The sequence below is a fragment of the Streptomyces sp. NPDC057424 genome (assembly GCF_042803315.1).
Taxonomy (GTDB): Bacteria; Actinomycetota; Actinomycetes; order Streptomycetales; family Streptomycetaceae; genus Streptomyces.
Window position 1 is genome coordinate 1 of sequence record NZ_JBHVCP010000064.1, and the last position, 25,720, is coordinate 25,720.

The following is a 25,720-nucleotide window of genomic DNA, read 5'->3' on the forward strand; positions in this document are numbered from 1 at the left end:
ACACCGAGCCAAGAAGACACGCACCACCACAACCGACCTGACCAAGCACTACTAGGGGGCTTCCAGACGTGATCCGGACGCCCTGCGTGACCTGAGGAGGGAACGCGGGGTCGAGGCGAGAAGTGCAATCAGCCAAAAAAGTGTACATTCTACACTTTTCCTGACCTCGAATGAGTTCTACGCTCGTGTACAAATGGCGGGCGGAGGGCCGGCCAGTCGACCACCGCCGCCTGTAACGAGCGGAGGCGGAGATGAAAGCGTCGATACGGCGGTCCGCGGTCTTCGCAAGCGCGGCTGCTCTCGTGATAGCCGTCTGCGGTGCGACGGGCACTGCCCAGGCCGAGCCGGGCGATGGTGAGCTCCAGTTCGGCTACGTCCTGCCGGAGACGGGACAGCTGGCCTACCTCGGCCCACCCCAGATCGAGTCGCTGAAGTTCGCGATACAGAAGATCAACGACGCCGGCGGGGTCCTGGGCAAGTCCGTGCCGACTGTGGTCTCCAGTGACGAGGCGGGCCAGGAGGCCGTGGCCGCACAGTCGGCGGACCGGGTCCTCGCGGCAGGCGTGGACGCGATCGTGGGCGCCGCGGCTTCCGGTATGTCGCTGGCGTTCATCGACCGGGTGACCGGGGCGGGCGTCGTGCAGTGTTCGGGTTCGAACACCGCTCCCACCTTCACCGACTACGAGGACGACGGCTACTACTTCCGTACCGTCCCGAGCGACGCGTTGCAGGGGCCCGTCCTGGCGGATGTCGTCCGCGACGACGGCCACGACCGGGTGGCCCTGGTCGCACGGGCGGACGACTACGGGCGCGGCCTGATGGAGGCCACCCGCGACACGCTGGAGGAGCGCGGTGCGACGGTGACGCTCGCGGAGACCTACGACCCGAAGGCGACCAACTTCGACCAGGTCGTCCAGCAGGTGGAGAACTCCCGGCCGGACGCCGCCGTGGTGATCGCCTTCGAGGAAGGCACGCAGATCCTGCAGGGCATGATCGAGTCCGGCCTCGGGCCCGACCAGATCGGCGTCTACGGCGCCGACGGACTGCGCAGCGAGGAACTGCCCTCGCTGGTCGCCCCGGGCCAGCCGGAGAGGCTCTCCGGGATGAAGGGGACCGCGCCGGCCTCGGCGGAGAACGAGCAGTACGTGAAGGAGCTGAAGGAGTTCGCGCCGGATCTGAAGGAGCTGCAGTTCGCACCGCAGGTGTTCGACTGCGTGACGACGATCGCGCTCGCCGCCGAGAAGGCCGAGTCCGACGACCCGGGCGAGTACGTGAAGGAGATGAACGGGATCACCAAGGACGGCGAGAAGTGCAACTCCTTCGCCGCCTGCAAGGAGCTGCTCGCCGACGGCAGGGACATCGACTACGACGGTGTGAGCGGGCCGCTCGACTTCACCGACAAGGGCGAACCCGGCCAGGCGACGATCGAGGTGTACGGCTACGACGACGAGGGGAAGCTGCAGACCCTGCGCACCGAGACCAGCACGGCCGAGGAGTGACCGGGAGGACCGACAGCGGGAGTCAGCGGACGCGGGCGAGCGTGCCGAGGTAGAGCTCGATCACCTTCTCGTCGTGCAGCAGGGCCGTACCCGTGCCGGTGTACGCGTTGCGGCCCTGGTCGAGGACGTAGCCGCGGTCGCAGAGCTGCAGGCACCTGCGGGCGTTCTGCTCGACCATGAGCACGGCTACGCCCGCGCTGTTGATCATTCTGCACCGGTCGAAGACGTGGTCCTGGTGGAGCGGTGACAGGCCGGCCGACGGCTCGTCGAGCAGCAGCAGCTGCGGCTCCATCATCAGGGCGCGGGCCATCGCGAGCATCTGGCGTTCGCCGCCGGACATCGCGCCGGCCTTCTGCCTGCGGCGGTCGGCCAGCACGGGGAAGAGCTCCTCGATCGCCGTGACCCGCCGCGCGTGGTCCTTGGGCCGCAGATACACGCCCATCCGCAGGTTCTCCTCGACGGTCAGCGTGGGGAACACGTTCTGCAGCTGCGGTACGTAGCCCACGCCGCGCCGGACCAGCTCGTGCGCGGGCCGGCCGGTCACGTCCTCGCCGCGCAGCCGCACGGTCCCGCCGCGCACCCGCAGCAACCCGAAGACGGCCTTGACCAGCGTCGACTTGCCTGCGCCGTTGGGGCCGATCACGCCGACCACCTCGCCCGGCCGCACCTCGATGCTGCATCCGCGCAGCACGTCGACACCGGGGATGTAACCGGCGACGACGTCGTCGGCCGCCAGCACCGGTACCTGTTCCTCAGCGGACATCGCTACTCCTCCTCGCCCTTCTCCTCGGTCATCTCCTCGGTCGTCTCCGGCTCGTCGTGCCGCTTGCCCAGGTAGGCGTCGACGACGGCGGCGTTCCGGCCGATCGTGTGCGGTGGGCCCTCTGCCACCAGGCGGCCGTCGGCCATGACCGCCACCCAGTCGCTGATGCCCATCACCACGTCCATGTCGTGTTCGACGAAGCACACCGTCAGCCCCTCGTCCCGCAACCGCGTGATGTGTCCGAGCAGCGACTGGGTCAGCGCGGGGTTCACCCCGGCCATCGGCTCGTCGAGCAGGAGCATGACCGGCCGGGTCATCAGCGCGCGGGCCAGTTCCAGCAGTTTGCGCTGACCGCCGGAGAGCGTGCCGGCATGGTCGTCGCGCAGGGGCCCGAGCCGGAACCGGTCCAGCAGTTCGTCCGCCCGGCGCTCGAACTCCCGCTCCTGCCCACGCCACAGCGGCCGCAACAGCGCGGGCAGCACCCGCTCGCCACGCTGCCCCGGCGCGGCGAGCAGCAGATTCTCCAGCACCGTGAGCCGGGCGACCACCCTGGAGAGCTGGAACGTACGGACCAATCCGCGCCGCGCCACCCGGTGCGCCGGGGCGCCGGTGAGCGGCCGTCCGTCGAACGACCACCGGCCGCCGTCGGCCCGGTCGAACCCGCTCACCACGTTGAACAACGTGGTCTTGCCTGCGCCGTTGGGCCCGATGAGCGCCGTGATGACCCCGCGCTGCACCTCCAGGTGCTCGACCTGGACGGCGACGAGGCCACCGAAGGTACGGGTCACCTGGTCGAGGACCAGCAGGGGATCGGGCTTGCGCACCCCCGGCTCGGGATCGATCGCGGAGAGCCGGTCCGGGCGGGATCCGACAGGGTCAGCGGCCACTGAGCAGCATCTCCTTCCGGCTGCCGAGGATGCCCTGCGGCCGGAACGCGACCAGCAGGATCAGGGCGACCCCGACCAGGGCGAAGCGCACCGCGCCGACCTCCGAGGTACTGATGAGGTCCGGCGAGATGTACTCCGCGTTGATGGCCTGGCGGAGCGCGCTGTCGAGGAAGCTGAGGACGAACCAGAACAGGACCGCGCCGACGACCGGTCCGAGGATCCGCCCGGCACCCCCGAGGACGAGCAGCGTGTACAGGAAGAACGTGACGCCCGGATCGTAGCTGTCCGGGTTCACGGACTGCACCTGGATCGCCTGCATCATGCCCGCGACCGCCCCGATGACGCCGCCGAGCACGAGGCTCTGCATCTTGTACGCGTAGACGTTCTTGCCGAGGCTGCGCGCGGCGACCTCGTCATCACGGATCGACCGGATGACACGGCCCCAGGGGCTGTGGATCAGCAGGGCGAGCAGGCTTCCGACCACGAGCACCAGCGTCCACCCGACGATCATCACCCAGAGGTCGCGGGCACTGAACCTCACGAGCCACACACCGTAGGTGTCGGGCTCGATGGGGCTGAGCGCGTAGAAGTCGTTCGCGAACCTCTGCAGCCCGAACACTCCACCGGTGACCGGCTCGGCCCAGCTGGAGCGGTAGAACAGCCGCAGTGTCTCCCCCGCCGCGATCGTGGTGATCGCGAGGTAGTCGGCGCGCAGCCGCAGGGTGGGCAGGCCGAGGAGCAGGGCCAGCACGATCGCGCAGGCGATTCCGCCCAGGACGCCGAGCCACATCGGGCCGCCGTACGTCGACACGGTGATGGCGAGCCCGTAACCGCCGACCAGCATGAATCCGACCTGGCCGAAGTTCAGCAGTCCCGTGTAGCCGAAGTGCAGGTTCAACCCCATCGCGGCGAGCGCGTAGACGGCGGCGATGGGGCCGATTCCCGAGCGCAGGGCGTCGGAGACGATGTCCGAGAAGTCCATGGCGCACCCCTCACCCGACGCGTTCGGCCCGGCCGAGGATGCCCTGCGGCCGGACGAGGAGGACGAGGATGAGGACGAGCAGCGCCCAGGCGTACTGCAGGTCGACGGGGAACCACAGGGTGGACATCTGGGCGACGATTCCGATGACGAGGCTGCCGGCCATCGCACCGTAGGCGGAGCCGAGCCCTCCCAGGATGACCCCGGCGAACATGAGCAGCAGGAGCTTGAAGCCCATGTCCCAGGTGACGATCTCGACCAGGCCGAAGAAGACCCCGCCGAGCGCGGCCAGCCCGCCACCGAGCATCCACACGAACAGCACCACCCGCTGCACGTCGATGCCCGAGGCCTCCGCGAGGTCACGGTTGGCGGACACGGCCCGCACGGCCGTGCCGATCCGCGTCTTCTGCAGGAGCAAGGCGATGCCGAGCAGCACCACTACGGCGAGCAGGGTGACGGTGAGGTCCCGCGGGGTGATGCCGGCCGGTCCGATGCCGATCGTGCTCTGGATGTCGTACTGGGCGTAGGAGGCGGGCCGGGTTCCGTACAGCACGAGTACGACGTGGCGCAGCAGCAGCGAGAGCCCGATGGTGACGATGAACATGTTGATCAGCCCGGTGCCCCGAGCCCGCAGCGGGCGCCAGATGCCGCGATCGACCGCCGCGCCCAGCAGGGCGCCGAAGACCACCGCGGCGACAGCGGAGGGGATGAGGTGCCAGCCCGGACCGGCGGCGGAGACGTTGAGGAAGAACGCGAAGGTGGCGCCGATCGTGACGAACTCGCCGTGCGCGAAGTTGATCAGATGGATGGTGCCGAAGATCAGCGAGAGCCCGACCGAGGTGATCGCGATGATCACCCCGAACTGGATACCGTCGATCAGTGCCTGCAGAGAGCGCGCGGTGAACGTGGGGCCGCGCGGGACTTCCTCGCCCTGTGCCCGCGCGGAGATCGCGGGCGCCATCACGAGGACCAGGGCGAGGGCCGGCACGAGCATCCGCTGATAGCGCACTGTGGTTCCGGTACGTCACGAACGTCCCTTATGGGCCCAGTGTAAGCGCAGGTCGGGGCGGTGACACGGGCAGTGGGACCGGTATGGGCGTCCACGGAGCGGAGGATGCGGAATGGGTGACAGCGGGGACCTCGCGAGTGCGTACAACGACGACAGTGTGCTCTTCCGGGTGCTGCGGCACCTCGGCTGGGACAGCCTGGTCGACATCGGCTACTTCACGCTGCCCACCCTGCCGCTCGTGGTCCTGGCCGGGCCGGTGCCCTTTCAGCGCCGACTGGCTCGCCGGTCGCTGGCGTTGCTGGACGCCCGGCCCGGACAGCTCGTCCTGGATGCCGGATGCGGTCGTGGTGACACCACGGCGCGGTTGGGCGCCGCGGGATGCCGGGCGCTGGGGGTGGACGTCCAGCCCGCGCAGATCGACCGGGCACGTCGCCGCTTCGGCGGCGGTTCCGGCACGCGCTTCGCCGTCGCCGACGCCACGGCTCTGCCGCAGCGGGCAGCGGAGATCCCGCTGACAGATGGTTCCTTCGACCGCGTGCACTGCCTGGAGGCCGCCTTCCACTTCGGCCATGAGGGCCGTAGGTCATTCCTGAGCGAAAGCTTCCGGCTGCTCCGCCCAGGAGGCCGGCTCGTCCTCGTGGATGTCACGTCCCGGACGGACCAGCCGATCGGGACCCTCGACCCGAACGGCCTCGTACGCGGGACCTGGCACTTCGACGACCTCGAACCGTGCGAGCGGTACCCGCTGATGGCTGCCGCCGCCGGCTTCACCACGCGCCGGGTCCTCGACTGGACCACCCCCGTACTCCACCGGGCAGCCCGGCTCTGTGCCCTGTTCGCCGGCGCCGCGTCCACCCGGGCCGGCCGACAGGCCCTGTGCGTGCGGTGGCCCGGTCTCAGAACGCTCGACGTGCAGGACTGGGACGAGGTCATCACCGTCGTCCGAGCCCATCGGGCCATCGGGCGCGTCACGCGCTACACGGCGTACGTCCTCGACAAGCCCGCGTCCGGCGCCGCCGGCGTTGCCCTCTAGACGATCTGCGGACATACGGACGGCTGGAACCCGCACGCTCAGGGCAGGGGACAACGCCTCCCGAGGGCGCCCGGCGGGACGCGCTTGCCCACCGGGCGCCCTCCTGTTTGACTCGCCCTATGACCAGTCACGGGGGACGGCGCACGCAGGCCGAACGGGACGCGATCACCGTCGAGATCGGGTACGCGCTGTGCAGTGCGGCCTTCGCCGCGGCGGTCGTCTTCGGGGCCGTGGCCGGCCCCGCGCTGCTCTTCGACCTCCCGGACACACCGGAGCGTCTGCTGCTGCGCACCGGGGTGGTGCTCGCGCCCGTCCTCTTCGCTGCCCGGGTCGTCAGTGTGCTGGTCCGGTTCCGCTCGGCGGATCAGCCCGGCCGCACCAGCCCGGACTCGTAGGCGAGCACGACCAGTTGGGGCCGCTCGCGGGCGCCCGGCCTCACCGTGCGGCTGACGTGAGGCTTCCCGGTGGGCGGGCTGACGACCGGGCGGTGCGCGATCTCCTCGGTGGACAGGCCGATCCCGACCAGCGCCATCACCTCCCGCTCGGTGAGCCGCCCCGGGGTGCCGGCCGCCGCCGCTTCCCTGTCCCGGGAGGTGAACCCGGAGATCAGCCGCCGTGTCACGCCCGGCGACAGCAGCGCGTCGCCCGCGACCAGCGCCCCTACGGCGCCCGGGAGTCACGCGTACTCCCCGGGTCCGCGTAGGCCGCCCGCCCTCGCCGGACCGGCGGCCTACGCGGACCCGGGCGCCAGCCCCACGCCGCGGGCCAGTCGCCCCGCCGCGTGCCGGAAGAACCTCTCCCGGTCCTCCACCACCCGGTGGAACTGGCCGAACACCTCGAAGCCGACCAGTCCGTACAGCTGCGCCCAGGCCGCGACGAGTGCCGTCACGACCTCCGGCGGGAGGTCGGGGGCGAGGTCGGCGGCCATGCGGCCGGCCTCCGGGCGAAGGTCGGCCGGCAGCGAGGGCCGGGCAAGCCCCTGGCCCTGGTGGGCGTCGCGGGCGATGCCGATGAGCAGGAGGCCGACGCGGGCGGCGGCCGGGACGGTGGCGTCGGGGGCCGTGTATCCGGGGACGGGCGATCCGTAGATCAGCGCGTACTCGTGGGGGTGGTCCAGCGCCCAGCCGCGCACGGCCTCACAGACCGTGATCCAGCGCTCGAAAGGGCCGGCCGTTGCCTCGTGGGCCGCCTCTGCGCTCTCGCCGAGGGAGTCGTAGGCGTCGATGATGAGAGCGGTCAGCAGGTCGTCGCGGCTGGGGAAGTAGCGGTACAGCGCGGAGGAGACCATGCCGAGCTCACGGGCCACGGCCCGCAGGGAGAGCCGGGCGGCGCCCTCCGCAGCGAGCTGTCTGCGGGCCTCGTCCTTGATGGCCTCGGTGACTTCGATCCTGGCCCGGGCACGGGCGCCGTGTGCGGTGCTCATGCCGGGCAGTCTCCCATGAAAGCGGAGCAGTGCACACAAGCGAGAGCACTGAACAAAAAAGAGAGCAGTGCTCTTGCATCAGCGTGGCGACCTCGGGCAGACTGGCGTCAGAGAGCGAGAGCAGTGCTCACAGAAGAGAGCGCCTCTTCGCCGTCACCCGAGGGGGCCCCGTGTCCACGCACGTCCAGAAGCCCGGCTGGTTCACCGTCAACGTCCTCAACCGCATCGTGGCCTGGATGACCCGCCGCGGCATCAGCGTCTGGGGCTCACGGGTCCTCGCCGTCCGCGGCCGCAGGAGCGGCCAGTGGCGCACCACCCCGGTCAACCTGCTGGTCCTGGACGGCAAGCAGTACCTGGTCGCGCCCCGCGGCCACGTGCAGTGGACACACAACATGCGCGCGGCGGGCGGCGGCGAACTGCACCTCGGCAAGCGCGTGGACACCTTCACCGCGACCGAGGTCGGCGACGACGACAAGACCCCGATCCTGCGGGCCTACCTCAAGCGCTGGAAGGCGGAGGTCGGGGTCTTCTTCAACGGGGTCGGCCCCGGCTCCCCGGACGCCGAGCTGCGCCGCATCGCCCCCGACCACCCGGTCTTCGAGATCACTCCGACGAGCTGACCTCGCCGCCCGTCGCGGGACGGCGGTCCAGTGCGGTCAGGGCCCGCTGGGCCACCGGATACGTGCGGACGATCTCGCCCAGCGATGTCGAGCCCTGTGTGATCTCCTTGAACGCCTTCCAGGCCGGGCGGAAGCTCGTCAGCGCCGCGTGGAACAGCCCGGGACGGCGCTCGAACACCGTCAGCAGCCGCTTGCCGACGCTCATCTCCACCCCGAGCCCGGCCTTGACCGCGAACGTGTAGTTGAGAGCCTGCCGGCGCGTGTCCACGGCGTCGTGCGCCTCGGCGATCCGCACCGCCCATTCCCCTGCGAGCCTGCCGGACCGCAGCGCGAAGGAGATGCCCTCACGGGTCCACGGCTCCAGCAGCCCCGCGGCGTCTCCGCACACCAGCACCCGTCCGCGCGAGAGCGGCGAGTCGTCGGCGCGGCAGCGGGTCAAGTGTCCCGAGGAGATGCTGGGTTCGAAGCCCGCGAGACCCAGCCGGCCGATGAACTCCTCCAAGTACCGCTTCGTCGCGGCGCCTTCGCCACGGGCCGAGATCACCCCGACCGTCAGGGTGTCGCCCTTGGGGAAGACCCAGCCGTAACTGCCCGGCATGGGGCCCCAGTCGATGAGCGCCCGGCCCTTCCAGTCCTCGGCGACGGTCTCCGGCACCGGGATCTCCGCCTCCAGGCCGAGGTCCACCTGGTCGACCTTGACCCCGACATGCGCCCCTATGCGGCTGGCGCTGCCGTCGGCCCCGACCACGGCCCGCGCGAGCAGGACCTCGCCGCCCTGCAGGACCACGGCGACCGTGCGCCGGTCCGGGACCGCCGAGCCGTGCTGCTCGACCCGCTGGACCGTGACGCCCGTACGCAGCTCGGCGCCCGCCTTCTGCGCGTGCTCGACGAGCTGCTGGTCGAACTCGGGCCGGTTGATCAGCCCGAACAGCATCTGCTTGGAGCGGCGCGTGCGCGTGAAACGGCCGTTGCTGGAGAACGTCACCGCGTGCACCCGGTCCCTGAGCGGCAGCTCGAAACCGGGCGGCAGGGCGTCGCGCGAGGGGCCGATGATGCCGCCGCCGCACGTCTTGTACCGCGGCAGCTCCGCCTTCTCCAGCAACAGCACGCGTCTGCCGGCCACCGCCGCCGCGTACGCGGCCGAAGCCCCCGCGGGTCCCGCGCCCACCACGACGACGTCCCACACGTGCCGCACGTCGTCCGCCGAAGAGTTCTCGCTGCTCACGATGGTCTACTGCTCCCGATCAAGCCGCCTGCCGCTGTCTCCCGCATCCTACGGCGGCGGTCACCGCAGGCCGCTGTGGGAGGATCGGCGACGTGGGTGGCCCTCAGGGGTCCTTTCACTATGCCCGCCCGGGTCGCGCGGCCTGGCACCACGCCTCGCCGCGTTGCCGAAGAGCCCTGGTGGCTCCTCCCCCGAGCTCTCGCCTTCGCTCGAGCAGGGGGCACCCCCATCGACGGCTCTCCGGCGCCCTGCGATGCACGGCACCAGACCACGCGACCCGATCGGACGCTCATAGTGAAAGGACCCCTTGCACGGGGCCGCGTCCACACCACACGATCACCGCGTACCGAGAGGTACGCATCCGTACAACGTCGCACACACGAGGAGCGTGCCCATGTCGTCGAATCCGGTCGCCGAGACCGTCGCCTCGCTGATGCCCAGGGCGAAGGAGGAGCTCGCCGAACTGGTGGCCTTCCGGTCGGTGGCTGACTTCGACCAGTTCCCGAGGAGCGAGAGCGAGGGCGCCGCCCGCTGGGTCGCGGACGCACTCGCCGCCGAGGGTTTCGAGGACGTGGCCCTGCTCGACACCCCCGACGGCACGCAGTCGGTCTACGGCTGTCTGCCCGGCCCGGCGGGCGCGAAGACCGTCCTGCTCTACGCCCACTACGACGTGCAGCCGCCGCTGGACGAGGCCGCCTGGACGACCCCGCCCTTCGAGCTGACCGAGCGGGACGGGCGCTGGTACGGGCGCGGGGCCGCCGACTGCAAGGGCGGGTTGGTCATGCACCTGCTGGCGCTGCGCGCGCTGAAGGCGAACGGCGGTGTCCCCGTCCATGTGAAGGTGATCGCCGAGGGCTCGGAGGAGATGGGCACGGGTGGTCTGGAGCGGTACGCGGAGGAGCACCCGGACCTGCTGGCGGCGGACACGATCGTCATCGGCGACGCCGGCAACTTCCGGGTCGGCCTGCCGACCGTCACCTCCACCCTGCGCGGCATGACGATGGTGCGGCTGCGGGTCGACACGCTCGCGGGCAACCTGCACTCGGGCCAGTTCGGCGGTGCCGCGCCGGACGCGCTCGCCGCGCTCATCCGCGTGCTGGACTCACTGCGCGCCGAGGACGGTTCGACGACCGTCGAGGGGCTCTCCGGGGGCGCGGCCTGGGAGGGACTGGAGTACGCGCAGGAGCAGTTCCGGCAGGACGCCAAGGTGCTGGACGGTGTGGAGCTGATCGGGTCCGGGACGGTCGCCGACCGTATCTGGGCGCGCCCCGCCGTCACGGTGATCGGCATCGACTGCCCGCCCGTGGTCGGCGCCACCCCGTCCGTGCAGGCGAGCGCCCGAGCGCTGATCAGCCTGCGGGTGCCGCCGGGGGTGGACGCGGGCGCGGCGACCAAGCTGCTCCAGGCGCATCTGGAGGCACACACCCCGTGGGGCGCGCGGGTGAGCACCGAGCAGATCGGCGAGGGCCAGCCGTTCCGCGCCGACACCACCAGCCCGGCGTACCAGGCGATGGCGGCCGCGATGGCGGTGGCCTACCCGGGGCAGGAGATGCAGTACGCGGGGCAGGGCGGCTCCATCCCGCTGTGCAACACGCTGGCCGCCCTCTATCCGCGTGCGGAGATCCTGCTGATCGGGCTGAGCGAGCCGGAGGCCCAGATCCACGCCGTGAACGAGAGCGTGTCCCCCGAGGAGCTGGAGCGGCTGTCGGTGGCGGAGGCGCTGTTCCTGCGGAACTACGCGGCGAACTGACCGCTCTGCCCACAGCTGACACGGTCGCCGCCCCACCCGTCGACGGCACGGTGATGCCGGGGGTGTTCAACCTCGATCGCGCGCAGGTCCTCGCGGGCTGCCTGCGCCTGGCCGGACTGGACGCGGACGTGGCCTGCTTCGGCCACGGAGATCCGGTGACGGAGCAAGCGCGCCGCGCGCTGCGGAACGCGCGCACGGGTGGCGCGCCCCCGCGTGCGACCCCGCCTAGTCCAGGGCCGGGTCCAGGACGATGTCCTCCTCGCGTGCGGTGACGGACGGCTCCTCGGGGAAGTGGCAGGCGGTCAGATGACCCGAGGGGCTGCCCTCGACGCGCACCAGGGGCGGTTCCTCCAGGGCGCACTTCTCCTGTGCCTTCCAGCAGCGGGTGCGGAAGCGGCAGCCGGAGGGCGGGTCGACCGGGGAGGGCACGTCCCCGGCCAGCCGGATGCGTTCGGGCCGCTGTACGGCGTCCGGGTCGGCCTCGGGCACGGCGGACAGCAGCGCGTGCGTGTAGGGGTGCCGGGGCCGGGTGTAGAGCGACTCCCGGTCGGCGACCTCGACGATCTTGCCCAGGTACATCACGGCGACCCGCTCGGAGAAGTGCCGTACGACGGCCAGGTCGTGGGCGATGAAGAGGAAGGCGATGCCGAACTCCCGCTGGAGGTCCTGGAGCAGGTTGACGACCTGTGCCTGGATGGAGACGTCCAGCGCCGAGACGGGTTCGTCGGCCACGATCAGCTTCGGCCGCAGGGCGAGGGCGCGGGCGATGCCGATGCGCTGGCGCTGGCCGCCGGAGAACTCGTTCGGGTAGCGGTTGTAGTGCTCGGGGTTGAGCCCGACGGTCTCCAGGAGTTCCTGGGCGCGCTTCCTGTGGCCCTGGGGCGGGTTGATGCCGTTGAGCCGCATCGGTGTCTCGACGATGGTGCCGACGGTGTGCCGGGGGTTCAGCGACGCGTACGGGTCCTGGAAGATCATCTGGAGGTTGCGGCGGGCCTCCCGCATCCGCGCGGGCGACCGGTGCGTGATGTCCTCGCCGTCGAACACGACGGAGCCGCCGGTGGGTTCGAGCAGCCGGGTGATCAGGCGGCCCGTGGTCGACTTGCCGCAGCCGGACTCGCCGACCAGGCCCAGCGACTCACCGGGCCCGACCGAGAAGTCGATGCCGTCGACGGCGCGGACGGCCCCGATCTGCCGCTGGAAGATGATGCCCTGCCGGATCGGGAAGTGCTTCTGCAGACCGCGTACGTCGAGGAGGTTCTCGCCGGCAGGGCGGTCGGTGCTCTGCCCCGTGAGGGGCTGGGTGGTGCTCACGGCTTGCTCCCTTTCGTCCGCCGCCGTCACTGCGCGGCCCGTGCGGCTGCGGCGCCGCGGTCGTCCGGACCGGCCCCGCCGCGGATCTCCTGCTTGGCGTCGTCGCTGAGATGGCACGCGGCGAGGTGCCGTTCGCTGCCGGGGACGAGACGCAGTCCGGGCCGCTCCGCCGGGCAACGGCCCTCCGGGACCCGGCCCTTGTAGGCGCAGCGGGGGTGGAAGGAGCAGCCCTCCGGCAGGTTGATCAGGCTGGGCGGGGTGCCGGGGATGGGGTCGAGCCGTTCGCCGACGTCGCCGCCGAGGTGCGGCATCGACTGCAACAGGCCCCAGGTGTAGGGGTGCTGGGGCTGCTTGAGCACGTCGCGGGTGGTGCCGTACTCGATGCGGCGGCCGCCGTACATCACCAGGATGTCGTCGGCGACGTCGGAGACCACGCCGAGGTCGTGCGTGATGAGGACGACGGCGGAGCCGAACTCCTCCTGGAGGTCGCGGATCAGGTCCAGGATCTGCGCCTGGACGGTGACGTCCAGGGCGGTGGTGGGTTCGTCGGCGATGAGCAGGGCGGGGTCGCACACCAGCGACATGGCGATCATGGCGCGCTGGCGCATGCCGCCGGAGAACTGGTGCGGGTAGTCCCTGACGCGGCGCTCGGGCTGCGGGATGCCGACCCGCTTCAGCATCTCCACCGCACGGTCCTTCGCCTCCTTCCTGGAGACCTTGTGGTGCACCCGGTAGGCCTCGGCGATCTGGGAGCCGACGGTGAAGAAGGGGTGCAGCGCGGACAGCGGGTCCTGGAAGATCATGGCGACCGTGCGGCCGCGCAGGGCACGCATCCCGGCCTCGGGCAGGGCGACGAGTTCCCTGCCCTCCAGCCAGATCTCGCCGGAGACCTCGGCGCGGGTGCCCTTGTGCAGTCCGAGCAGGGCCAGTGAGGTCACCGACTTGCCGGAGCCGGACTCGCCGACGATGCCGAGGGTCCGGCCCTTGTCCAGGGCGAAGGAGACGCCGTCGACCGATTTGACGAGGCCGTCCTCGGTCGGGAAGTGCACCCTCAGGTCGCGTACGTCGAGGAAGGGTGCGGGCGGGGGTGTGACGTCCGCGGGCTGCGGTGAGGTCTGAACGGACACGGGTGTTCCTAAGGACGAAGAAGGACTCAGGCGAGGCGCACGCGCGGGTCGACGAGGCCGTACACCAGGTCGACGACGACGTTGGCCAGGACGACGAACGTCGCGGCGAAGAGCGTGGTGCCGAGGATGACCGGCAGGTCGGAGTTCTGGACGGAGTCGACCGCGAGCTTGCCGATGCCGTTGATGCCGAACACCGACTCGGTGATGACCGCGGAGCCGCCGATCAGGGAGCCGACGTCCATGCCGAAGATGGTGATGACCGGGGTGATGGCGGCCCGCAGTCCGTGCTTGAGGACGACGGTGGCGGCCGGCAGGCCCTTGGCGCGGGCGGTGCGCATGTAGTCCTCGGCGAGGACCTCCAGCATGGAGGAGCGGGTGAGCCGGGTGTACATCGCGAGGTAGACGACGACCAGGGTGGCCCAGGGCAGGATCAGGCCCTTGAACCAGCCGGCCGGGTCCTCGGTGATCGAGGTGTAGCCGGAGGTCGGCAGGATCTGGAACGTGTCGACGAAGAGGTAGAGCAGGAGCAGGCCGATGAAGTAGATCTGCACCGACACGCCGAACAGGGCCACTCCGACCGCCGCCTTGTCGGCGGCCCGGCCCCTGCGTACCGCGGCGACGGTGCCGAGGCCCACGCCCAGGATCAGGAAGGCGACCGCGGCACCGAGGCCGAGGGAGAGGTCCGCCGGGAAGTCCGACAGGAGGGTGGTCAGAACGGGGGTGTCGGTCTGGAAGGAGACGCCGAGGCAGGGCGCGCCGCAGTGGATGCGGACGCTCTGGTCGCCGAAGTCACGGCCGGCGAACAACCCCTTGAGGAACTCCCAGTACTGCGTGAGGTAGCTCTGGTCCAGGCCCAGCGAGTGCTTGATCTCCGCGAGGCGCGAGGGCGAGCAGGTCTTTCCGCAGGCCAGGAGTGCGGGGTCGGACGGCAGCGCGAAGAAGATGAAGAAGGTGATCGTGGTGATCACCAGCATGATCACGGCCGCTGCCAGCAGGCGTCTGATGAGGTAACGAAACATGGGGTGCCGGGACCTGACGTGAGTGGGATGCCCGCCGGCGGCCAGGCCGCCGGCGGGGTTCGGTGGAGACGGTTCCGTCAGTGCTTGATGTAGACGTGGACCAGGCTCGGCTCGGCCAGGATCGTGTCGGGGATGACCCCGCCGACCTTGGAGCCGGACATGTCGCTGAAGTTCATGTACGTCAGCGGGATCACGGCGGCGTCCTTCAGGACCTGCTCGTCCAGCTGACCGTAGGTCGCGTTGCGCTGCACGACGTCGGTCATCTTGGCGGCCTTGTCGATCAGGGCGTTGACCTTCGGGTCGTTCAGGTAGGAAAGGTCCTGGTTCGACTGCGGGTTCTTCTTGATCAGCCGGCCGTCGAAGAGGGTGGGCAGCACCGTGGAGGCGTTGGGCCAGTCGGCGATCCAGTCGCCCCAGGTCAGGTCGTACTGGTTCGTCGTGTTGTTGACGGTGCTGAAGTAGTTCGACGCGTCGATCGGGGAGATGTTGACGCGGATGCCGATGTGCTCCAGGGCGGTCTTCACGGCGTCGGCGAAGTGCTCCTGGGTGGGAGTGTTCTCGACGGCGATCGACATGGTGGGCTTCGGGTTGCCCGCCTGCTTCATCAGCGCCTTCGCCTTGGCGAGGTTGCCTGCCGGGTTGGAGCCGTACAGGTTGAACTTCTTGTAGCCGCCGATGCCGGGGCTCAGCATGGTGGTGGCGTAGTCGCCGTACGCGGAGCCGCCGAAGGCGCCGCGGACGGTGGTCTTGTCGATGGCGTACTCGATCGCCTCGCGGACGCGGATGTCCTTGACGCGGGTGGTGTTGATCGCGAGGTAGTTGATGCCGGGCGCGGCGATCTTGTAGTAGCGGCTCTTCAGGGACGGGTCGTTGGCGAGCTGTGCCAGGTCGGATCCGGCGATGGGCCACTGCTGGATCGAGGTCTGGGCTGTCCCGGCGTCGGCCTTGATCTGCTGGTCGATGGCGGACTCGTCCTGGCCGAACGTGACGTCCATCTCGTCGACGTTCTGCTGCCGTATCGGGTCGGTCGACTGAGACCAGTACTTATTCCTGGTGAGGACGAGTTCCTTGTTCTTGGTGTACGACTTGATCATGTAGGGGCCGTCGGACCAGACCTTGGTGTCGTAGGTCGAGCCGGTGTCACGGGCCTTGGGCACGGCGGCCCAGCCGGTCATCGAGGTGGTCTCGTTGAAGTCGGCCACCGGCTGGTTCAGATGGAAGACGATCGTGTACTTGTCCGGCGTCTGGATGGAGTCGAGTTCCTTGCCCTGGTACGGGCCCTTGTAGTCGGCGCCGCCGACGAGCCACTGGGCCGCGTAGGGCGGGCCGCCGTTGATGTCGGAGGAGAAGAACCGCTCGACGCCGTACTTGACATCCGGTGCGGTGACCTCGGTGCCGTCCTGGTACTTGACGCCGTGGCGCAGACGGAAGGTCCAGACGGTGGCGCCCTTGGAGGGTGTGCCGGTGCCGGTGGCCAGGTCGCCGACCAGCTTCGGCTTCGAGCCTGTCTCGTCCCAGCCCGTGAGGGCCCGGACGATCTCCTGGTCCATGCTCGAGCCCTCGGTCGTGTAGACGCGCTGGGGGTCGAGGTGGTCGAAGTCGGCCTTGTTCAGGACGGTCAGGGTGCCGCCCTTTCCGGGGGAGCCGCCGGCGCTGTTGCCGGAGGACCCTCCGCATGCGGTGGCTCCGAGGGCGATCGCGACGGCGGTTGCCGTGAGAGCGACCGTGTGCGATCTGCGCGTGCTGCGCGTCATGGGGGAAACTCCGTTCTTGCTGCGGGCTCGGCGCGTGTTCGTGGGGCCGCCGGCCGAGACTCGGGGGGTGGCTGGTGGGTCAGCCGCGCCGGGCGCGGGGATCCAGGGCGTCCCGGACGCCGTCCCCGAGCAGGTTGAGCGCCAGGACCAGGAGGAGGAGCAGGACGCCGGGCACGAAGAGGTACGTCGGGTCCTGCAGGAAGAACTGGGAGGCGTCCGACAGCACGGCTCCCCAGTCGGGGTTGGGCGGGATGACACCGACGCCCAGGTACGACAGCGCCGCCTCGGTGGTGATGTTCTGCGGGACGGCGAGCGCGAAGGAGATCAGGATCGGCGCCCACAGGTTGGGCAGCAGCTGCCGGAAGAGGATGTGCCGGCGGCCGGCGCTCATCAGCCGCGCGGCGTCGACGAACTCCCGCTCGCGCAGGGACAGTACCTGCCCGCGCACCAGACGGGCGGTGTACGCCCAGGCGAAGACCGCGATGTTGAGGACCAGGACGAGCAGCCGGAGGTTCTCGTCGGTGCCGCCGTGGCTGTCGGTCTGCAACGCGTTCTGGATCACCGGGGTGAGCGCGATGATGAACAGCAGCTGCGGGAACGCCAGCATCACGTCCATGATCCGGGACAGCAGGGAGTCGACCCGGCCGCCGAAGTAGCCGGCGGCGAGCCCGGCCACGACACCGACCGCGGTGGACAGTACGGCCGAGGCGAATCCCACGTAGAGGGAGGTGCGCAGGCCGTAGACGATGCGGGCGAACAGGTCGTAGCCGGTGCCCGGTTCGACGCCGAGGAGGTGCTGGGCGCTGATGCCGCCCAGTGATCCGTAGGGGACGTTGCCCGTGTCCGGATTGATCGCCTTGTTGTCGGGGGTGATCGGTCCCCAGCCGGTCAGTGCGGTGAGTACCGGCGCGAGGAGGGCGATCGCGATGAACAGGAGGGTGGCCGCCAGGGCGGCCGTGGTGACCTTGTCCCGCCTGATCCGCCGCCAGGCCGTCCGGGCCGGTGAGCGTCCGGCGACGACGGTGCCGCCGGGTCTGGAGTCCTGCGTCGACGGCTCGGTCAGCAGCGCGGTGCCGCCGCCGGTGTCGACCGGCTGGTGTTGCGTGGTCATCGTTCGGACATCCCGGATCTGCCCCTGGGGCAAGGAAATTGAGTGGCGGTCGTTGCTTCCGCCGTGAGACTCTGCGGACTTTCGCAATGGCGTGCGAGTCCGGTCAAGCCGCGCAGGGGTGAGAAAAGGGATTGTTTGCGGACATGGAGAAGTGTTGGCGAGAGCGGGGAATGTGATTACCCACCGCGTGAGTGTGTGCGGGAGATTCCTTGGGAAGTGATTGGCCGTGACTCCGGCGCCGTTTCCTTTTGCTTTTCCCTCGGAATCCCCCGTGCCGGGTAAAGGGCGCGCGAGCGGCGAGCCCGGTGTCAGCCGACCGGCACCCCGGCTTCCAGGTAGAGCGCGGCTCCGCGTTCGCGGGCCCGCAGGGCCCAGCGCAGCCGCTCGTAGCGCACCGGGGGCAGCAGGTCGGCGGCCTCCTGCTCGGTGACGAACCGCCAGGCGCGCAGCTCCGGGCCGGGCAGCAGCAGCCGCCCGGCCTCCGCGGAGTGCAGGAGGCCGCCGTCGAAGAGGAGGCGCAGACCGCCGAACCCGGGGGGTGCGGGGCGCTCCCAGTCGACGACGAGCAGGCTCGGCACCTCGTCGAGGCTGATGCCGGTCTCCTCGGCGACCTCCCGCATCCCGGCCCGCGCGGGCGCCTCGCCGGGTTCGACGACGCCGCCGGGGAATTCCCAGCCGGCCTTGTACGTGGGGTCGACGAGCAGCACCCGGTCCTGCTCGTCGAAGAGGAGCACTCCGGCGGCGACGGTCTCGGCGGTGGGCTCGGGCGTCTGCACGATGTCGCAGACGGGCACGGAACCGCTGGTGACGGCCTCGGCGATCCGGACGGCCGTCTCGTACGGCGTGAGATCGCCGGTGTCGACCGGATGGGCGTCGGCGGTGAGCCAGGAGGCGAGGGCGGCCCGGTACGGCTCGATGTGGTCGAAGGACCACTGGCGTATGCGTATCTCGCCGTCGGGCAGGTCCCGCGGAACCTCACGGCCCGCTATCCGCTCCCGCAGTATCGTTTCAGCCGGAGCGAGCAGGATGTGGCTGACCGGAATCCTGCGCGCGGCCAGGCCGCCGAAGATCTCGTCGCGGTATTCCTGGCGCAGCAGGGTCATGGGGACGACGAGGGTCCCGCCGAGTTCGGCGAGCATCGCGGCCGCCGTGTCGATCACCAGCCGCCGCCAGATCGGCAGGTCCTGGAAGTCGCCGACCTCGGCGAGGTGTTTGGGTGGCAGCAGCTGGGCGAGCGCGCCGCCGATGATCTCCGGGTCGAAGAGCGTGCTGTTCGGGATCAGTTCGATCAGTTCCCGTGCGGTGGTGGTCTTCCCCGCACCGAACGCGCCGTTGATCCAGACGACGGTCACAGGTCCCCCTCTTCTGTTGGCCCCCTGAGGCTTGCCCGCTCCACCCTGCCACGGAAACCAGCCGCAGTTGAGGGCGCATGACGACGGCGCCGGCGCCCCCTCACGCGGGAGCGACGGCGCCGTGGCTGCGGGGCCGTGCGGCTCGTCAGCCCTTCTTCTTCGCCTGGGCGCCGTCCTCCCGGTCCAGGGACAGGCTGTCCTTGGCGACGGTCTCGTCGAGGCTCTTGAGGGTCTCGTCGACGCTCAGGGTGCCGAGGCTGTCCCCGAGGGCGTGGGACGGGGTGACGGCCGCGACGACGAAGCCGGTGGCGAGGGAGGCGATGGCGAGCATGCTGCGCTTCTTCATGCCCGACTCAACTGCCGGACCCGCCCCGGGGTCACGCAGCCGCGTACGACCGGGCGAGGCGGGCGCTACGCGGAGTCGCCGTCCCGGTCGGTCGCCCACACTCCCGGACCGCCGCCGCGCCACTCGATCAGCCCCGTGGCGGCCACGTACGCCGCGTCCGCGTCCTCGATCCCGGCGCGCCGCAGGAACTCGGCGACGTCGAGCGGCCCGTAGGCGATGCCGAGGAACTGGTCGTCCACACGGACCCGCCGGCCGCCGTCCGCGGCGGGCGGGTAGACCACGACGGGCTTCACGGACGCCATGGCACCAGGGTGCGCGGGGACGGTGCCGGCCGCGCGCCGGGATGGGCCGTTCAGCCCGCCTTCCGCGACGGCCGGAACTCGTGGACGTCGGCGGTGAGGGTGCCGTCCTGCTGCTCGTAGTGGGACAGGGCGAGGCCCAGGCCGAAGAAGGTGGGGGCCCATTCGCCGACGAAGATGCCCCAGCGGTCGGCACGGGCGACACCTGTGCCGGATTCCATCTTCCGCGAGCCCACCCAGGCGACCACACTGAGGCCGATGGAGGCCATGCCGGCCATGTAGGCGTGCTCGCTGCGGACGCCCATCTCGTGCATCTTCTTGATGATCATCAGCGGCTCCGTTCCGTGGGGGATTTCAGGAGACGGAGTGCCCTCGACCGGCGCCGATATTCGCATGATTTGTACTTGATGTCCGACATGGAGGCCGTGAGGCGAGCCCTCGAGTGCTGGCCTCACGGCCGCAAAGGCCTCCGTCAGGCGCCCACGTAGGCCGCCAAGTGCTCCCCGGTCAGCGTGGAGCGGGCCTCGACGAGGTCGGCCGGGGTGCCCTCGAAGACGATCCGGCCGCCGTCGTGGCCCGCACCGGGGCCGAGGTCGATGATCCAGTCGGCGTGCGCCATGACCGCCTGGTGGTGCTCGATCACGATGACCGACTTGCCGGAGTCGACGAGCCGGTCGAGCAGGCCCAGCAGCTGCTCCACGTCCGCGAGATGGAGACCGGTGGTCGGCTCGTCGAGGACGTACACGCCGCCCTTCTCGCCCATGTGCGTGGCCAGCTTCAGCCGCTGCCGCTCGCCGCCGGACAGGGTGGTGAGCGGCTGGCCGAGGGTGAGGTAGCCGAGCCCTACGTCCGCGAGCCGCTCCAGGATCTTGTGTGCGGCGGGCGTGCGGGCCTCTCCGCTGCCGAAGAACTCCTCGGCCTCGGCCACCGGCATCGCCAGCACCTCGCTGATGTCGCGGCCGCCGAGGCGGTACTCCAGCACCGACGCCTCGAACCGCCTGCCCTCGCACTCCTCGCACGGGGTGGCGACGCTCTGCATGATCGCCAGGTCGGTGTAGATGACACCGGCACCGTTGCAGGTGGGGCAGGCACCCTCGGAGTTGGCGCTGAACAGCGCCGGCTTCACCCCGTTGGCCTTGGCGAAGGCCTTGCGGACCGGGTCGGCCAGCCCGGTGTACGTCGCCGGGTTGCTGCGCCGGGAGCCGCGGATCGGGGTCTGGTCGATCGCCACCACGCCCTCGGCCCCTGCTTGCCGGGGCATCGCGCCGTGCACGAGCGAGCTCTTGCCCGAGCCGGCGACACCGGTGACCACGGTCAGGACGCCGAGCGGGATGTCGACGTCGACGCCCTGCAGGTTGTTGGCCGCGGCACCCCGGATCTCCAGCGCGCCGGTGGGCCTGCGGACCGTCGCCTTGATCTTGGCCCGGTCGTCGAGGTGCCGGCCGGTGACGGTGTCGCTGCCGCGCAGCCCCTCCAGGGTGCCCTCGAAGCAGACGGTGCCGCCCGCCGTGCCGGCGCCGGGGCCGAGGTCCACGACGTGGTCGGCGATGGCGATCGTCTCCGGCTTGTGCTCCACGACCAGCACGGTGTTGCCCTTGTCGCGCAGGCGCAGGAGGAGGTTGTTCATCCGCTGGATGTCATGGGGGTGCAGGCCGATGGAGGGCTCGTCGAACACGTAGGTGACGTCGGTGAGCGAGGACCCGAGGTGGCGGATCATCTTGGTGCGCTGTGCCTCGCCGCCGGAGAGCGTGCCCGAAGAGCGGTCGAGCGAGAGGTAGCCGAGCCCGATCTCCACGAACGAGTCGAGGGTGTGCTGGAGCTTGGCGAGCAGGGGCGCCACCGACGGCTCCTCGAGCCCGCGCACCCACTCCGCCAGGTCGCGGATCTCCATCGCGCAGGCGTCGGCGATGCTGACCCTGCCGATCTTCGAGGAGCGGGCGAGCTCACTGAGCCGGGTGCCGTCGCAGTCCGGGCACCGGGTGAAGGTGACCGCCCGGTCCACGAAGGCCCGGATGTGCGGCTGCATCGACTCGCGGTCCTTGGACAGGAACGACTTCTGGATCTTCGGGATCAGCCCCTCATAGGTGAGGTTGATGCCGTTGATCTTCACCTTGGTCGGCTCGCGGTGGAGGAAGTCGTGCCGCTCCTTCTTGGTGTACTCGCGGATCGGCTTGTCCTTGTCGAAGAAGCCCGACTCGGCGATGACCCGCACCACCCAGCCGCCCCCGGTGTAGGTGGGGATGGTGAACGGGTCCTCGGAGAGCGACTTGGAGTCGTCGTAGAGCTGGGTGAGGTCGATGTCGGAGACCGTCCCACGGCCCTCGCAGTGCGTGCACATGCCGCCGGTGCGGCTGAAGGTCACCTTCTCCGTCCTGGTCTTGTCGGCGCCGCGGTCGACCGTCATGCCACCGCTCGCCGAGACCGACGCGGTGTTGAAGGAGAACGCGCCGGGCGGGCCGATGTGCGGCGTGCCCAGCCGGCTGAAGAGAATCCGCAGCATCGCGTTGGCGTCGGTGGCGGTGCCGACCGTGGAGCGGGGGTCGGAACCCATGCGCTGCTGGTCGACGGCGATCGCGGTCGTCAGCCCGTCCAGCACGTCGACCTCGGGCCGGGCCAGGTTCGGCATGAAGCCCTGCAGGAAGGCGCTGTAGGTCTCGTTGATCAGCCGCTGCGACTCCGCCGCGATCGTGTCGAACACCAGCGAGCTCTTGCCCGAGCCGGAGACACCCGTGAACACCGTGAGCCGTCGCTTCGGGATCTCGATGCTGACGTCCCTGAGGTTGTTCTCGCGCGCGCCGTGCACGCGGATCACGTCATGGCTGTCGGCAACGTGCGGCCCGGGCGACTGTCTGTCCGTCGTCGTGGCCTTGCTCATGGTGTCTCCATCTGTCGGGCGGGGCTGCCGCGCTCGGACGATCTCGTTCCCCCGCGCCGGTCGCCGAGGGACGGCGCGGGGAATGCGGTGCGGGGGGCTACTGCGCCTTCAGCTGCTGGATGCGGACCATGTTGCCCGCGGGGTCGCGGAAGGCGCAGTCGCGAACGCCGTAGGGCTGGTCCACCGGCTCCTGGACCACCTCGGCGTCGCCCGCCTGCACCCGCTCGAAGGTGCCGTCGACGTCGGTGGTGGCCAGGACGATGCTGGCGTAGGTGCCCTTGGCCATCATCTCGGCGATGGTGCGGCTCTCGTCCTCGGTGATGCCGGGGTCGGCGGCCGGCGGGTGCAGCACGATGTTCGTGCCGGGCTGGCCGACGGGACCCACCGTGATCCAGCGCATGCCCTCGTATCCGACGTCGTTTCTGACTTCGAAACCGAGGGTGTCGCGGTAGAACGCCAGGGCGGCGTCCGGGTCGTCGTGGGGAAGGAAACTGGCGTGAATGTGAAGGTCCATGGCCATCACGCTAGTTTCGGCTCGGGGCGGGCGCTTCTCGATTCCTGATCGGTCTGGTCACCTGCTTCGCCACGCACGACGGAATGCCCGCCGTCGCGCGCGCCGCCTCGCGCCGGTAGGCACTGGGCGGCATGCCGACCAGCTCGGTGAAACGGGTGCTGAAGGTGCCCAGCGACGCGCAGCCGACCTCGAAGCACACCTCGGTGACGCTGAGGTCCCCCCGGCGCAGCAGCGCCATCGCGCGCTCGATGCGCCGCGTCATGAGGTAGCTGTAGGGCGACTCGCCGTACGCCTGCCGGAACTCGCGGCTGAGGTGCCCGGCCGACATGTGCGCACCCCGGGCGAGTGCCTCGACGTCCAGAGGCTTCGCGTACTCCCGGTCGATCCGGTCCTTGACGCGGCGCAGCCGGGCGAGGTCACGCAGGTGCTGCGCCGAGGCGGGTCTGCTGCTCACAAGCGTGATCGTGCCACATCGCACGCACGTGCGGTTGATTTCCGGCTATACGGACCGAACCGGTCCGTATAGCCCCGGGGTCACCGTCAGCACCCGCACCGGCCCGCATCACGCCACCGCAGGCTGAACGTTCCTGCCCGATCAGCCGACCCGGTCTCACACCCCGGCCGCCGCCGCGTCCGTCCGCTTCGCCAGGGCTGCCGCCGCCGCGCCCACCAGCCCGGCGTCGGTTCCCATCTGCGCGGGCGCCACGGTCAGGTGCCGGACGAAGGACAGCGTCGCGTAGGTGCCGAGGGCCTTGCGCAGGGGCGCGAGGAGAAGGTCGCCCGCCTTGCCCACTCCCCCGCCGATCACGGCGATGTCGATCTCCGCGAGGGTCGCGGTGGCGGCGATACCGGCGGCCAGGGCCTGGGCGGCCCGCTCGAACGACCCGACGGCGACCGGGTCGCCGGACCGGGCGGCGGCGGCCACCGCGGCGGCGGACGTGTCCCCGTCAGGGCCGGGCCGCCAGCCGTTCTCCAGGGCGCGCCGGGCGATGTTGGGGCCGCTCGCGATGCGCTCCACGCAGCCGCGCGAGCCGCACGGGCAGAGGTCGCCGTCGAGGTCCACGCTGATGTGGCCGATGTGGCCCGCGTTGCCGGTGGGCCCGGGATGCAGCCGGCCGCCGAGCACCAGACCGCCGCCGACACCCGTGGAGACGACCATGCACAGCGCGTTGTCGTGGCCGCGGGCGGCGCCCTGCCAGTGTTCGGCCGCCGTGATCGCCACCCCGTCGCCTATCAGCTCGACGGGCAGGCTCCCGGCGGCGGCCCGGACCCGCGCGACGAGCGGGTAGTCACGCCAGCCCGGCACGTTCACCGGGCTCACCGTGCCCGCCGAGGCGTCCACCGGTCCGGCACTGCCGATGCCGACTGCCGTGACACGCTCCCACAGCGGCGACGCGGTGAGCTCGCCGAGCACCTCCTCCACGGCCCGCATCACGGTGCCGCCGTCCTCCCGGGCAGGCGTCGGCCGCTGGGCGCGGACCAGGATCCGGCCGTGGCCGTCCACCAGGGCGCCGGCGATCTTGGTGCCGCCGATGTCGAGCGCGGCCACGAGGTCGGTGTGCATCAGAGTCGGATCTCCCCGTCGGGCATGAGAAAAACGCCGAGAATGGCCATCAAGCAGGGCAGGCAGCAGGCCGGTCCCGCGGCGGTGCACGGGCCGACGATTGCGGTGGACAGTCTCCCCCGAGCCTGACAACGTTGTCCAGGCTCTATGCTCGACGCCACATCCTCATACAAACCCAGGATCGACGCACCCCCTGGACGACAGGACAGGACACCGCACCGTGCCCCAGACTCCCCTCCGATCCGCCACGCGCTACGGCACCCGGCCGACCATGAAGGACGTCGCGGCACGCGCCGGAGTCGGCCTCAAGACGGTCTCCCGCGTCGTGAACGGCGAGCCGGGGGTCACCCCCGAGACGGAGCGGCGGGTCCAGGAGGCGATCGACGCCCTCGGCTTCCGGCGCAACGACAGCGCGCGGGTGCTGCGCAAGGGCCGTACGGCGAGCATCGGCCTGGTCCTGGAGGACCTCGCCGACCCCTTCTACGGGCCGCTGAGCCGGTCGGTGGAGGAGGTGGCCCGCGCGCACGGTGCCCTGCTGATCAACGGCTCCAGCGCCGAGGACCCCGAGCGCGAACAGGAGCTGGTGCTGGCCCTGTGCGCACGGCGGGTGGACGGGCTGGTGGTGATCCCGGCCGGGGACGACCACCGGTACCTGGAGCCGGAGCTCAAGGCGGGTGTCGCCACGGTGTTCGTGGACCGGCCGGCCGGGTACATCGACGCCGACGTGGTCCTGTCGGACAACTTCGGCGGCGCCCGCGACGGCGTCACCCACCTCATCGCGCACGGGCACCGCCGGATCGGCTTCATCGGCGACATGCCCCGCATCCACACCGCCGCCGAGCGGCTGCGCGGCTACCGGGCCGCGATGGAGGACGCCGGCATACCGGTGGCGGAGTCCTGGATGTCCCTCGGCGTCACCGGCCCCGAGCGGGTACGCGGAGCCGCCGAGGAGATGCTGAGCGGCCCCGACCCGGTCACGGCGATCTTCGCGGGCAACAACCGGGTGACGGTCACCGTGATCCGGGTGCTCGCCGAGCAGGTCCGCCGGGTCGCCCTGGTCGGCTTCGACGACATCGAGCTCGCCGACCTGCTCCAGCCTGGCGTCACGGTCGTCGCCCAGGACGCGTCGGACATCGGCCGCACCGCGGCGGAACGCCTCTTCCGGCAGCTGGACGGCTCCCTTGTCACCCCCGAGCGCATCGAGCTGCCGACCCGGCTGATCACCCGCGGCTCGGGCGAGATCCCCCCGGCGGACTGAGC

Annotated in this window: 25 protein-coding genes and 1 pseudogene; 6 read left to right on the top strand and 20 right to left on the bottom strand. The window is 70.6% G+C overall.

Annotated elements, in window-relative coordinates; genetic code table 11:
• Positions 1–251: 251 nt before the first annotated feature.
• Positions 252–1,499 carry an ABC transporter substrate-binding protein gene (locus ACFU3E_RS32855; RefSeq protein ID WP_384166623.1) on the top strand — a complete coding sequence of 416 codons (1,248 nt, stop codon included), beginning with the start codon at positions 252–254 and terminating at the stop codon, positions 1,497–1,499.
• 22 nt (positions 1,500–1,521) lie between these two features.
• Here ACFU3E_RS32855 and ACFU3E_RS32860 read toward each other — a convergent pair whose 3' ends face one another.
• The 4 genes from ACFU3E_RS32860 to ACFU3E_RS32875 are packed head-to-tail and all read right to left on the bottom strand — an operon-like array spanning position 1,522 to position 5,137.
• Positions 1,522–2,262: an ABC transporter ATP-binding protein gene (locus ACFU3E_RS32860; protein WP_384166625.1), complete on the bottom strand. Its 741-nt coding sequence runs from the start codon at positions 2,260–2,262 to the stop codon at positions 1,522–1,524.
• Positions 2,263–2,264: 2 nt separating this feature from the next.
• Complete coding sequence (locus ACFU3E_RS32865; protein WP_384166627.1) at positions 2,265–3,149, bottom strand: ABC transporter ATP-binding protein; 885 nt, start codon at positions 3,147–3,149, stop codon at positions 2,265–2,267.
• Entirely contained in the window at positions 3,139–4,131 is a 993-nt protein-coding gene (locus tag ACFU3E_RS32870) for a branched-chain amino acid ABC transporter permease (RefSeq protein WP_384166629.1), read from the bottom strand. The genes ACFU3E_RS32865 and ACFU3E_RS32870 overlap by 11 nt, the downstream gene beginning before the upstream one ends.
• Before the next feature lie 10 nt (positions 4,132–4,141).
• A complete protein-coding gene (locus tag ACFU3E_RS32875) occupies positions 4,142–5,137 on the bottom strand; it encodes a branched-chain amino acid ABC transporter permease (RefSeq protein ID WP_384166631.1) in 996 nt (331 codons plus the stop codon).
• 112 nt (positions 5,138–5,249) lie between these two features.
• On the opposite strand from ACFU3E_RS32875, the gene ACFU3E_RS32880 reads away from it, so the two are divergent.
• A complete protein-coding gene (locus ACFU3E_RS32880; protein WP_384166633.1) occupies positions 5,250–6,170 on the top strand; it encodes a class I SAM-dependent methyltransferase in 921 nt (306 codons plus the stop codon).
• A gap of 119 nt (positions 6,171–6,289) precedes the next feature.
• The gene (locus ACFU3E_RS32885; protein WP_384166635.1) at positions 6,290–6,565 is read left to right on the top strand and encodes a DUF6332 family protein; all 276 of its coding nucleotides are present in this window, start codon (positions 6,290–6,292) and stop codon (positions 6,563–6,565) included.
• On the opposite strand, the pseudogene ACFU3E_RS32890 reads toward ACFU3E_RS32885, so the two are convergent.
• Positions 6,535–6,837 (bottom strand): annotated as a pseudogene (locus ACFU3E_RS32890) (DNA-binding response regulator); the annotation flags it as partial. The gene ACFU3E_RS32885 and the pseudogene ACFU3E_RS32890 overlap by 31 nt on opposite strands.
• 63 nt (positions 6,838–6,900) lie before the next feature.
• Positions 6,901–7,593: a TetR/AcrR family transcriptional regulator gene (locus ACFU3E_RS32895; protein ID WP_384166637.1), complete on the bottom strand. Its 693-nt coding sequence runs from the start codon at positions 7,591–7,593 to the stop codon at positions 6,901–6,903.
• 170 nt (positions 7,594–7,763) lie between these two features.
• Here ACFU3E_RS32895 and ACFU3E_RS32900 point away from each other — a divergent pair, with 170 nt between their 5' ends.
• The gene (locus ACFU3E_RS32900) at positions 7,764–8,213 is read left to right on the top strand and encodes a nitroreductase family deazaflavin-dependent oxidoreductase (protein ID WP_384166640.1); all 450 of its coding nucleotides are present in this window, start codon (positions 7,764–7,766) and stop codon (positions 8,211–8,213) included.
• Here the strand turns inward: ACFU3E_RS32900 and ACFU3E_RS32905 are convergent.
• Positions 8,197–9,438 carry a geranylgeranyl reductase family protein gene (locus ACFU3E_RS32905; protein WP_384166643.1) on the bottom strand — a complete coding sequence of 414 codons (1,242 nt, stop codon included), beginning with the start codon at positions 9,436–9,438 and terminating at the stop codon, positions 8,197–8,199. The genes ACFU3E_RS32900 and ACFU3E_RS32905 overlap by 17 nt on opposite strands.
• A gap of 394 nt (positions 9,439–9,832) precedes the next feature.
• On the opposite strand from ACFU3E_RS32905, the gene ACFU3E_RS32910 reads away from it, so the two are divergent.
• Entirely contained in the window at positions 9,833–11,188 is a 1,356-nt protein-coding gene (locus ACFU3E_RS32910; RefSeq protein ID WP_384166646.1) for a dipeptidase, read from the top strand.
• A 225-nt stretch (positions 11,189–11,413) separates the two neighbouring features.
• On the opposite strand, the gene ACFU3E_RS32915 is transcribed toward ACFU3E_RS32910, so the two are convergent.
• The 13 genes from ACFU3E_RS32915 to ACFU3E_RS32975 all read right to left on the bottom strand — a co-directional run bounded on the left by ACFU3E_RS32915 (position 11,414) and on the right by ACFU3E_RS32975 (position 24,460).
• Entirely contained in the window at positions 11,414–12,499 is a 1,086-nt protein-coding gene (locus ACFU3E_RS32915) for an ABC transporter ATP-binding protein (RefSeq protein WP_384166649.1), read from the bottom strand.
• A 26-nt stretch (positions 12,500–12,525) separates the two neighbouring features.
• The gene (locus tag ACFU3E_RS32920; RefSeq protein ID WP_384166652.1) at positions 12,526–13,626 is read right to left on the bottom strand and encodes an ABC transporter ATP-binding protein; all 1,101 of its coding nucleotides are present in this window, start codon (positions 13,624–13,626) and stop codon (positions 12,526–12,528) included.
• A gap of 26 nt (positions 13,627–13,652) precedes the next feature.
• Positions 13,653–14,645, bottom strand: coding sequence for an ABC transporter permease (locus tag ACFU3E_RS32925; RefSeq protein WP_384166655.1), 993 nt, complete (start codon positions 14,643–14,645; stop codon positions 13,653–13,655).
• Positions 14,646–14,722: 77 nt separating this feature from the next.
• Positions 14,723–16,399, bottom strand: a complete 1,677-nt coding sequence (locus ACFU3E_RS32930) for an ABC transporter substrate-binding protein (RefSeq protein ID WP_384166658.1) — start codon at positions 16,397–16,399, stop codon at positions 14,723–14,725.
• A gap of 79 nt (positions 16,400–16,478) precedes the next feature.
• Positions 16,479–17,510, bottom strand: a complete 1,032-nt coding sequence (locus ACFU3E_RS32935) for an ABC transporter permease (protein WP_384166661.1) — start codon at positions 17,508–17,510, stop codon at positions 16,479–16,481.
• Positions 17,511–17,818: 308 nt separating this feature from the next.
• Positions 17,819–18,862, bottom strand: a complete 1,044-nt coding sequence (locus ACFU3E_RS32940) for an NUDIX domain-containing protein (RefSeq protein WP_384166664.1) — start codon at positions 18,860–18,862, stop codon at positions 17,819–17,821.
• Between the two features lie 145 nt (positions 18,863–19,007).
• Positions 19,008–19,208 carry a hypothetical protein gene (locus tag ACFU3E_RS32945; protein ID WP_384166667.1) on the bottom strand — a complete coding sequence of 67 codons (201 nt, stop codon included), beginning with the start codon at positions 19,206–19,208 and terminating at the stop codon, positions 19,008–19,010.
• Between the two features lie 65 nt (positions 19,209–19,273).
• A complete protein-coding gene (locus ACFU3E_RS32950) occupies positions 19,274–19,510 on the bottom strand; it encodes a hypothetical protein (RefSeq protein WP_384166669.1) in 237 nt (78 codons plus the stop codon).
• Between the two features lie 50 nt (positions 19,511–19,560).
• A complete protein-coding gene (locus ACFU3E_RS32955) occupies positions 19,561–19,836 on the bottom strand; it encodes a hypothetical protein (protein WP_384166671.1) in 276 nt (91 codons plus the stop codon).
• Positions 19,837–19,979: 143 nt separating this feature from the next.
• The gene (locus ACFU3E_RS32960) at positions 19,980–22,382 is read right to left on the bottom strand and encodes an ATP-binding cassette domain-containing protein (RefSeq protein ID WP_384166674.1); all 2,403 of its coding nucleotides are present in this window, start codon (positions 22,380–22,382) and stop codon (positions 19,980–19,982) included.
• Positions 22,383–22,479: 97 nt separating this feature from the next.
• Positions 22,480–22,896 (bottom strand): VOC family protein, encoded by a 417-nt coding sequence (locus tag ACFU3E_RS32965; RefSeq protein ID WP_384166676.1) that lies wholly within the window; start codon positions 22,894–22,896, stop codon positions 22,480–22,482.
• A gap of 10 nt (positions 22,897–22,906) precedes the next feature.
• Positions 22,907–23,350 carry a helix-turn-helix transcriptional regulator gene (locus tag ACFU3E_RS32970; RefSeq protein ID WP_384166679.1) on the bottom strand — a complete coding sequence of 148 codons (444 nt, stop codon included), beginning with the start codon at positions 23,348–23,350 and terminating at the stop codon, positions 22,907–22,909.
• Between the two features lie 156 nt (positions 23,351–23,506).
• Complete coding sequence (locus ACFU3E_RS32975; RefSeq protein ID WP_384166682.1) at positions 23,507–24,460, bottom strand: ROK family protein; 954 nt, start codon at positions 24,458–24,460, stop codon at positions 23,507–23,509.
• Positions 24,461–24,653: 193 nt separating this feature from the next.
• Between ACFU3E_RS32975 and ACFU3E_RS32980 the strand changes: the two genes are divergently transcribed.
• The gene (locus tag ACFU3E_RS32980) at positions 24,654–25,718 is read left to right on the top strand and encodes a LacI family DNA-binding transcriptional regulator (RefSeq protein ID WP_384166723.1); all 1,065 of its coding nucleotides are present in this window, start codon (positions 24,654–24,656) and stop codon (positions 25,716–25,718) included.
• Positions 25,719–25,720: the final 2 nt, after the last annotated feature.

Bases quoted from the DNA above. Each gene is read 5' to 3' on its own strand.
- ACFU3E_RS32950 (WP_384166669.1), bottom strand. From the start codon at position 19,510: ATGGCGTCCGTGAAGCCCGTCGTGGTCTACCCGCCCGCCGCGGACGGC.
- ACFU3E_RS32885 (WP_384166635.1), top strand. From the start codon at position 6,290: ATGACCAGTCACGGGGGACGGCGCACGCAGGCCGAACGGGACGCGATC.
- ACFU3E_RS32935 (WP_384166661.1), bottom strand. From the start codon at position 17,510: ATGACCACGCAACACCAGCCGGTCGACACCGGCGGCGGCACCGCGCTG.
- ACFU3E_RS32910 (WP_384166646.1), top strand. From the start codon at position 9,833: ATGTCGTCGAATCCGGTCGCCGAGACCGTCGCCTCGCTGATGCCCAGG.
- ACFU3E_RS32975 (WP_384166682.1), bottom strand. From the start codon at position 24,460: ATGCACACCGACCTCGTGGCCGCGCTCGACATCGGCGGCACCAAGATC.
- ACFU3E_RS32895 (WP_384166637.1), bottom strand. From the start codon at position 7,593: ATGAGCACCGCACACGGCGCCCGTGCCCGGGCCAGGATCGAAGTCACC.
- ACFU3E_RS32860 (WP_384166625.1), bottom strand. From the start codon at position 2,262: ATGTCCGCTGAGGAACAGGTACCGGTGCTGGCGGCCGACGACGTCGTC.
- ACFU3E_RS32855 (WP_384166623.1), top strand. From the start codon at position 252: ATGAAAGCGTCGATACGGCGGTCCGCGGTCTTCGCAAGCGCGGCTGCT.
- ACFU3E_RS32955 (WP_384166671.1), bottom strand. From the start codon at position 19,836: ATGATCATCAAGAAGATGCACGAGATGGGCGTCCGCAGCGAGCACGCC.
- ACFU3E_RS32870 (WP_384166629.1), bottom strand. From the start codon at position 4,131: ATGGACTTCTCGGACATCGTCTCCGACGCCCTGCGCTCGGGAATCGGC.
- ACFU3E_RS32965 (WP_384166676.1), bottom strand. From the start codon at position 22,896: ATGGACCTTCACATTCACGCCAGTTTCCTTCCCCACGACGACCCGGAC.
- ACFU3E_RS32880 (WP_384166633.1), top strand. From the start codon at position 5,250: ATGGGTGACAGCGGGGACCTCGCGAGTGCGTACAACGACGACAGTGTG.
- ACFU3E_RS32925 (WP_384166655.1), bottom strand. From the start codon at position 14,645: ATGTTTCGTTACCTCATCAGACGCCTGCTGGCAGCGGCCGTGATCATG.
- ACFU3E_RS32930 (WP_384166658.1), bottom strand. From the start codon at position 16,399: ATGACGCGCAGCACGCGCAGATCGCACACGGTCGCTCTCACGGCAACC.
- ACFU3E_RS32960 (WP_384166674.1), bottom strand. From the start codon at position 22,382: ATGAGCAAGGCCACGACGACGGACAGACAGTCGCCCGGGCCGCACGTT.
- ACFU3E_RS32945 (WP_384166667.1), bottom strand. From the start codon at position 19,208: ATGAAGAAGCGCAGCATGCTCGCCATCGCCTCCCTCGCCACCGGCTTC.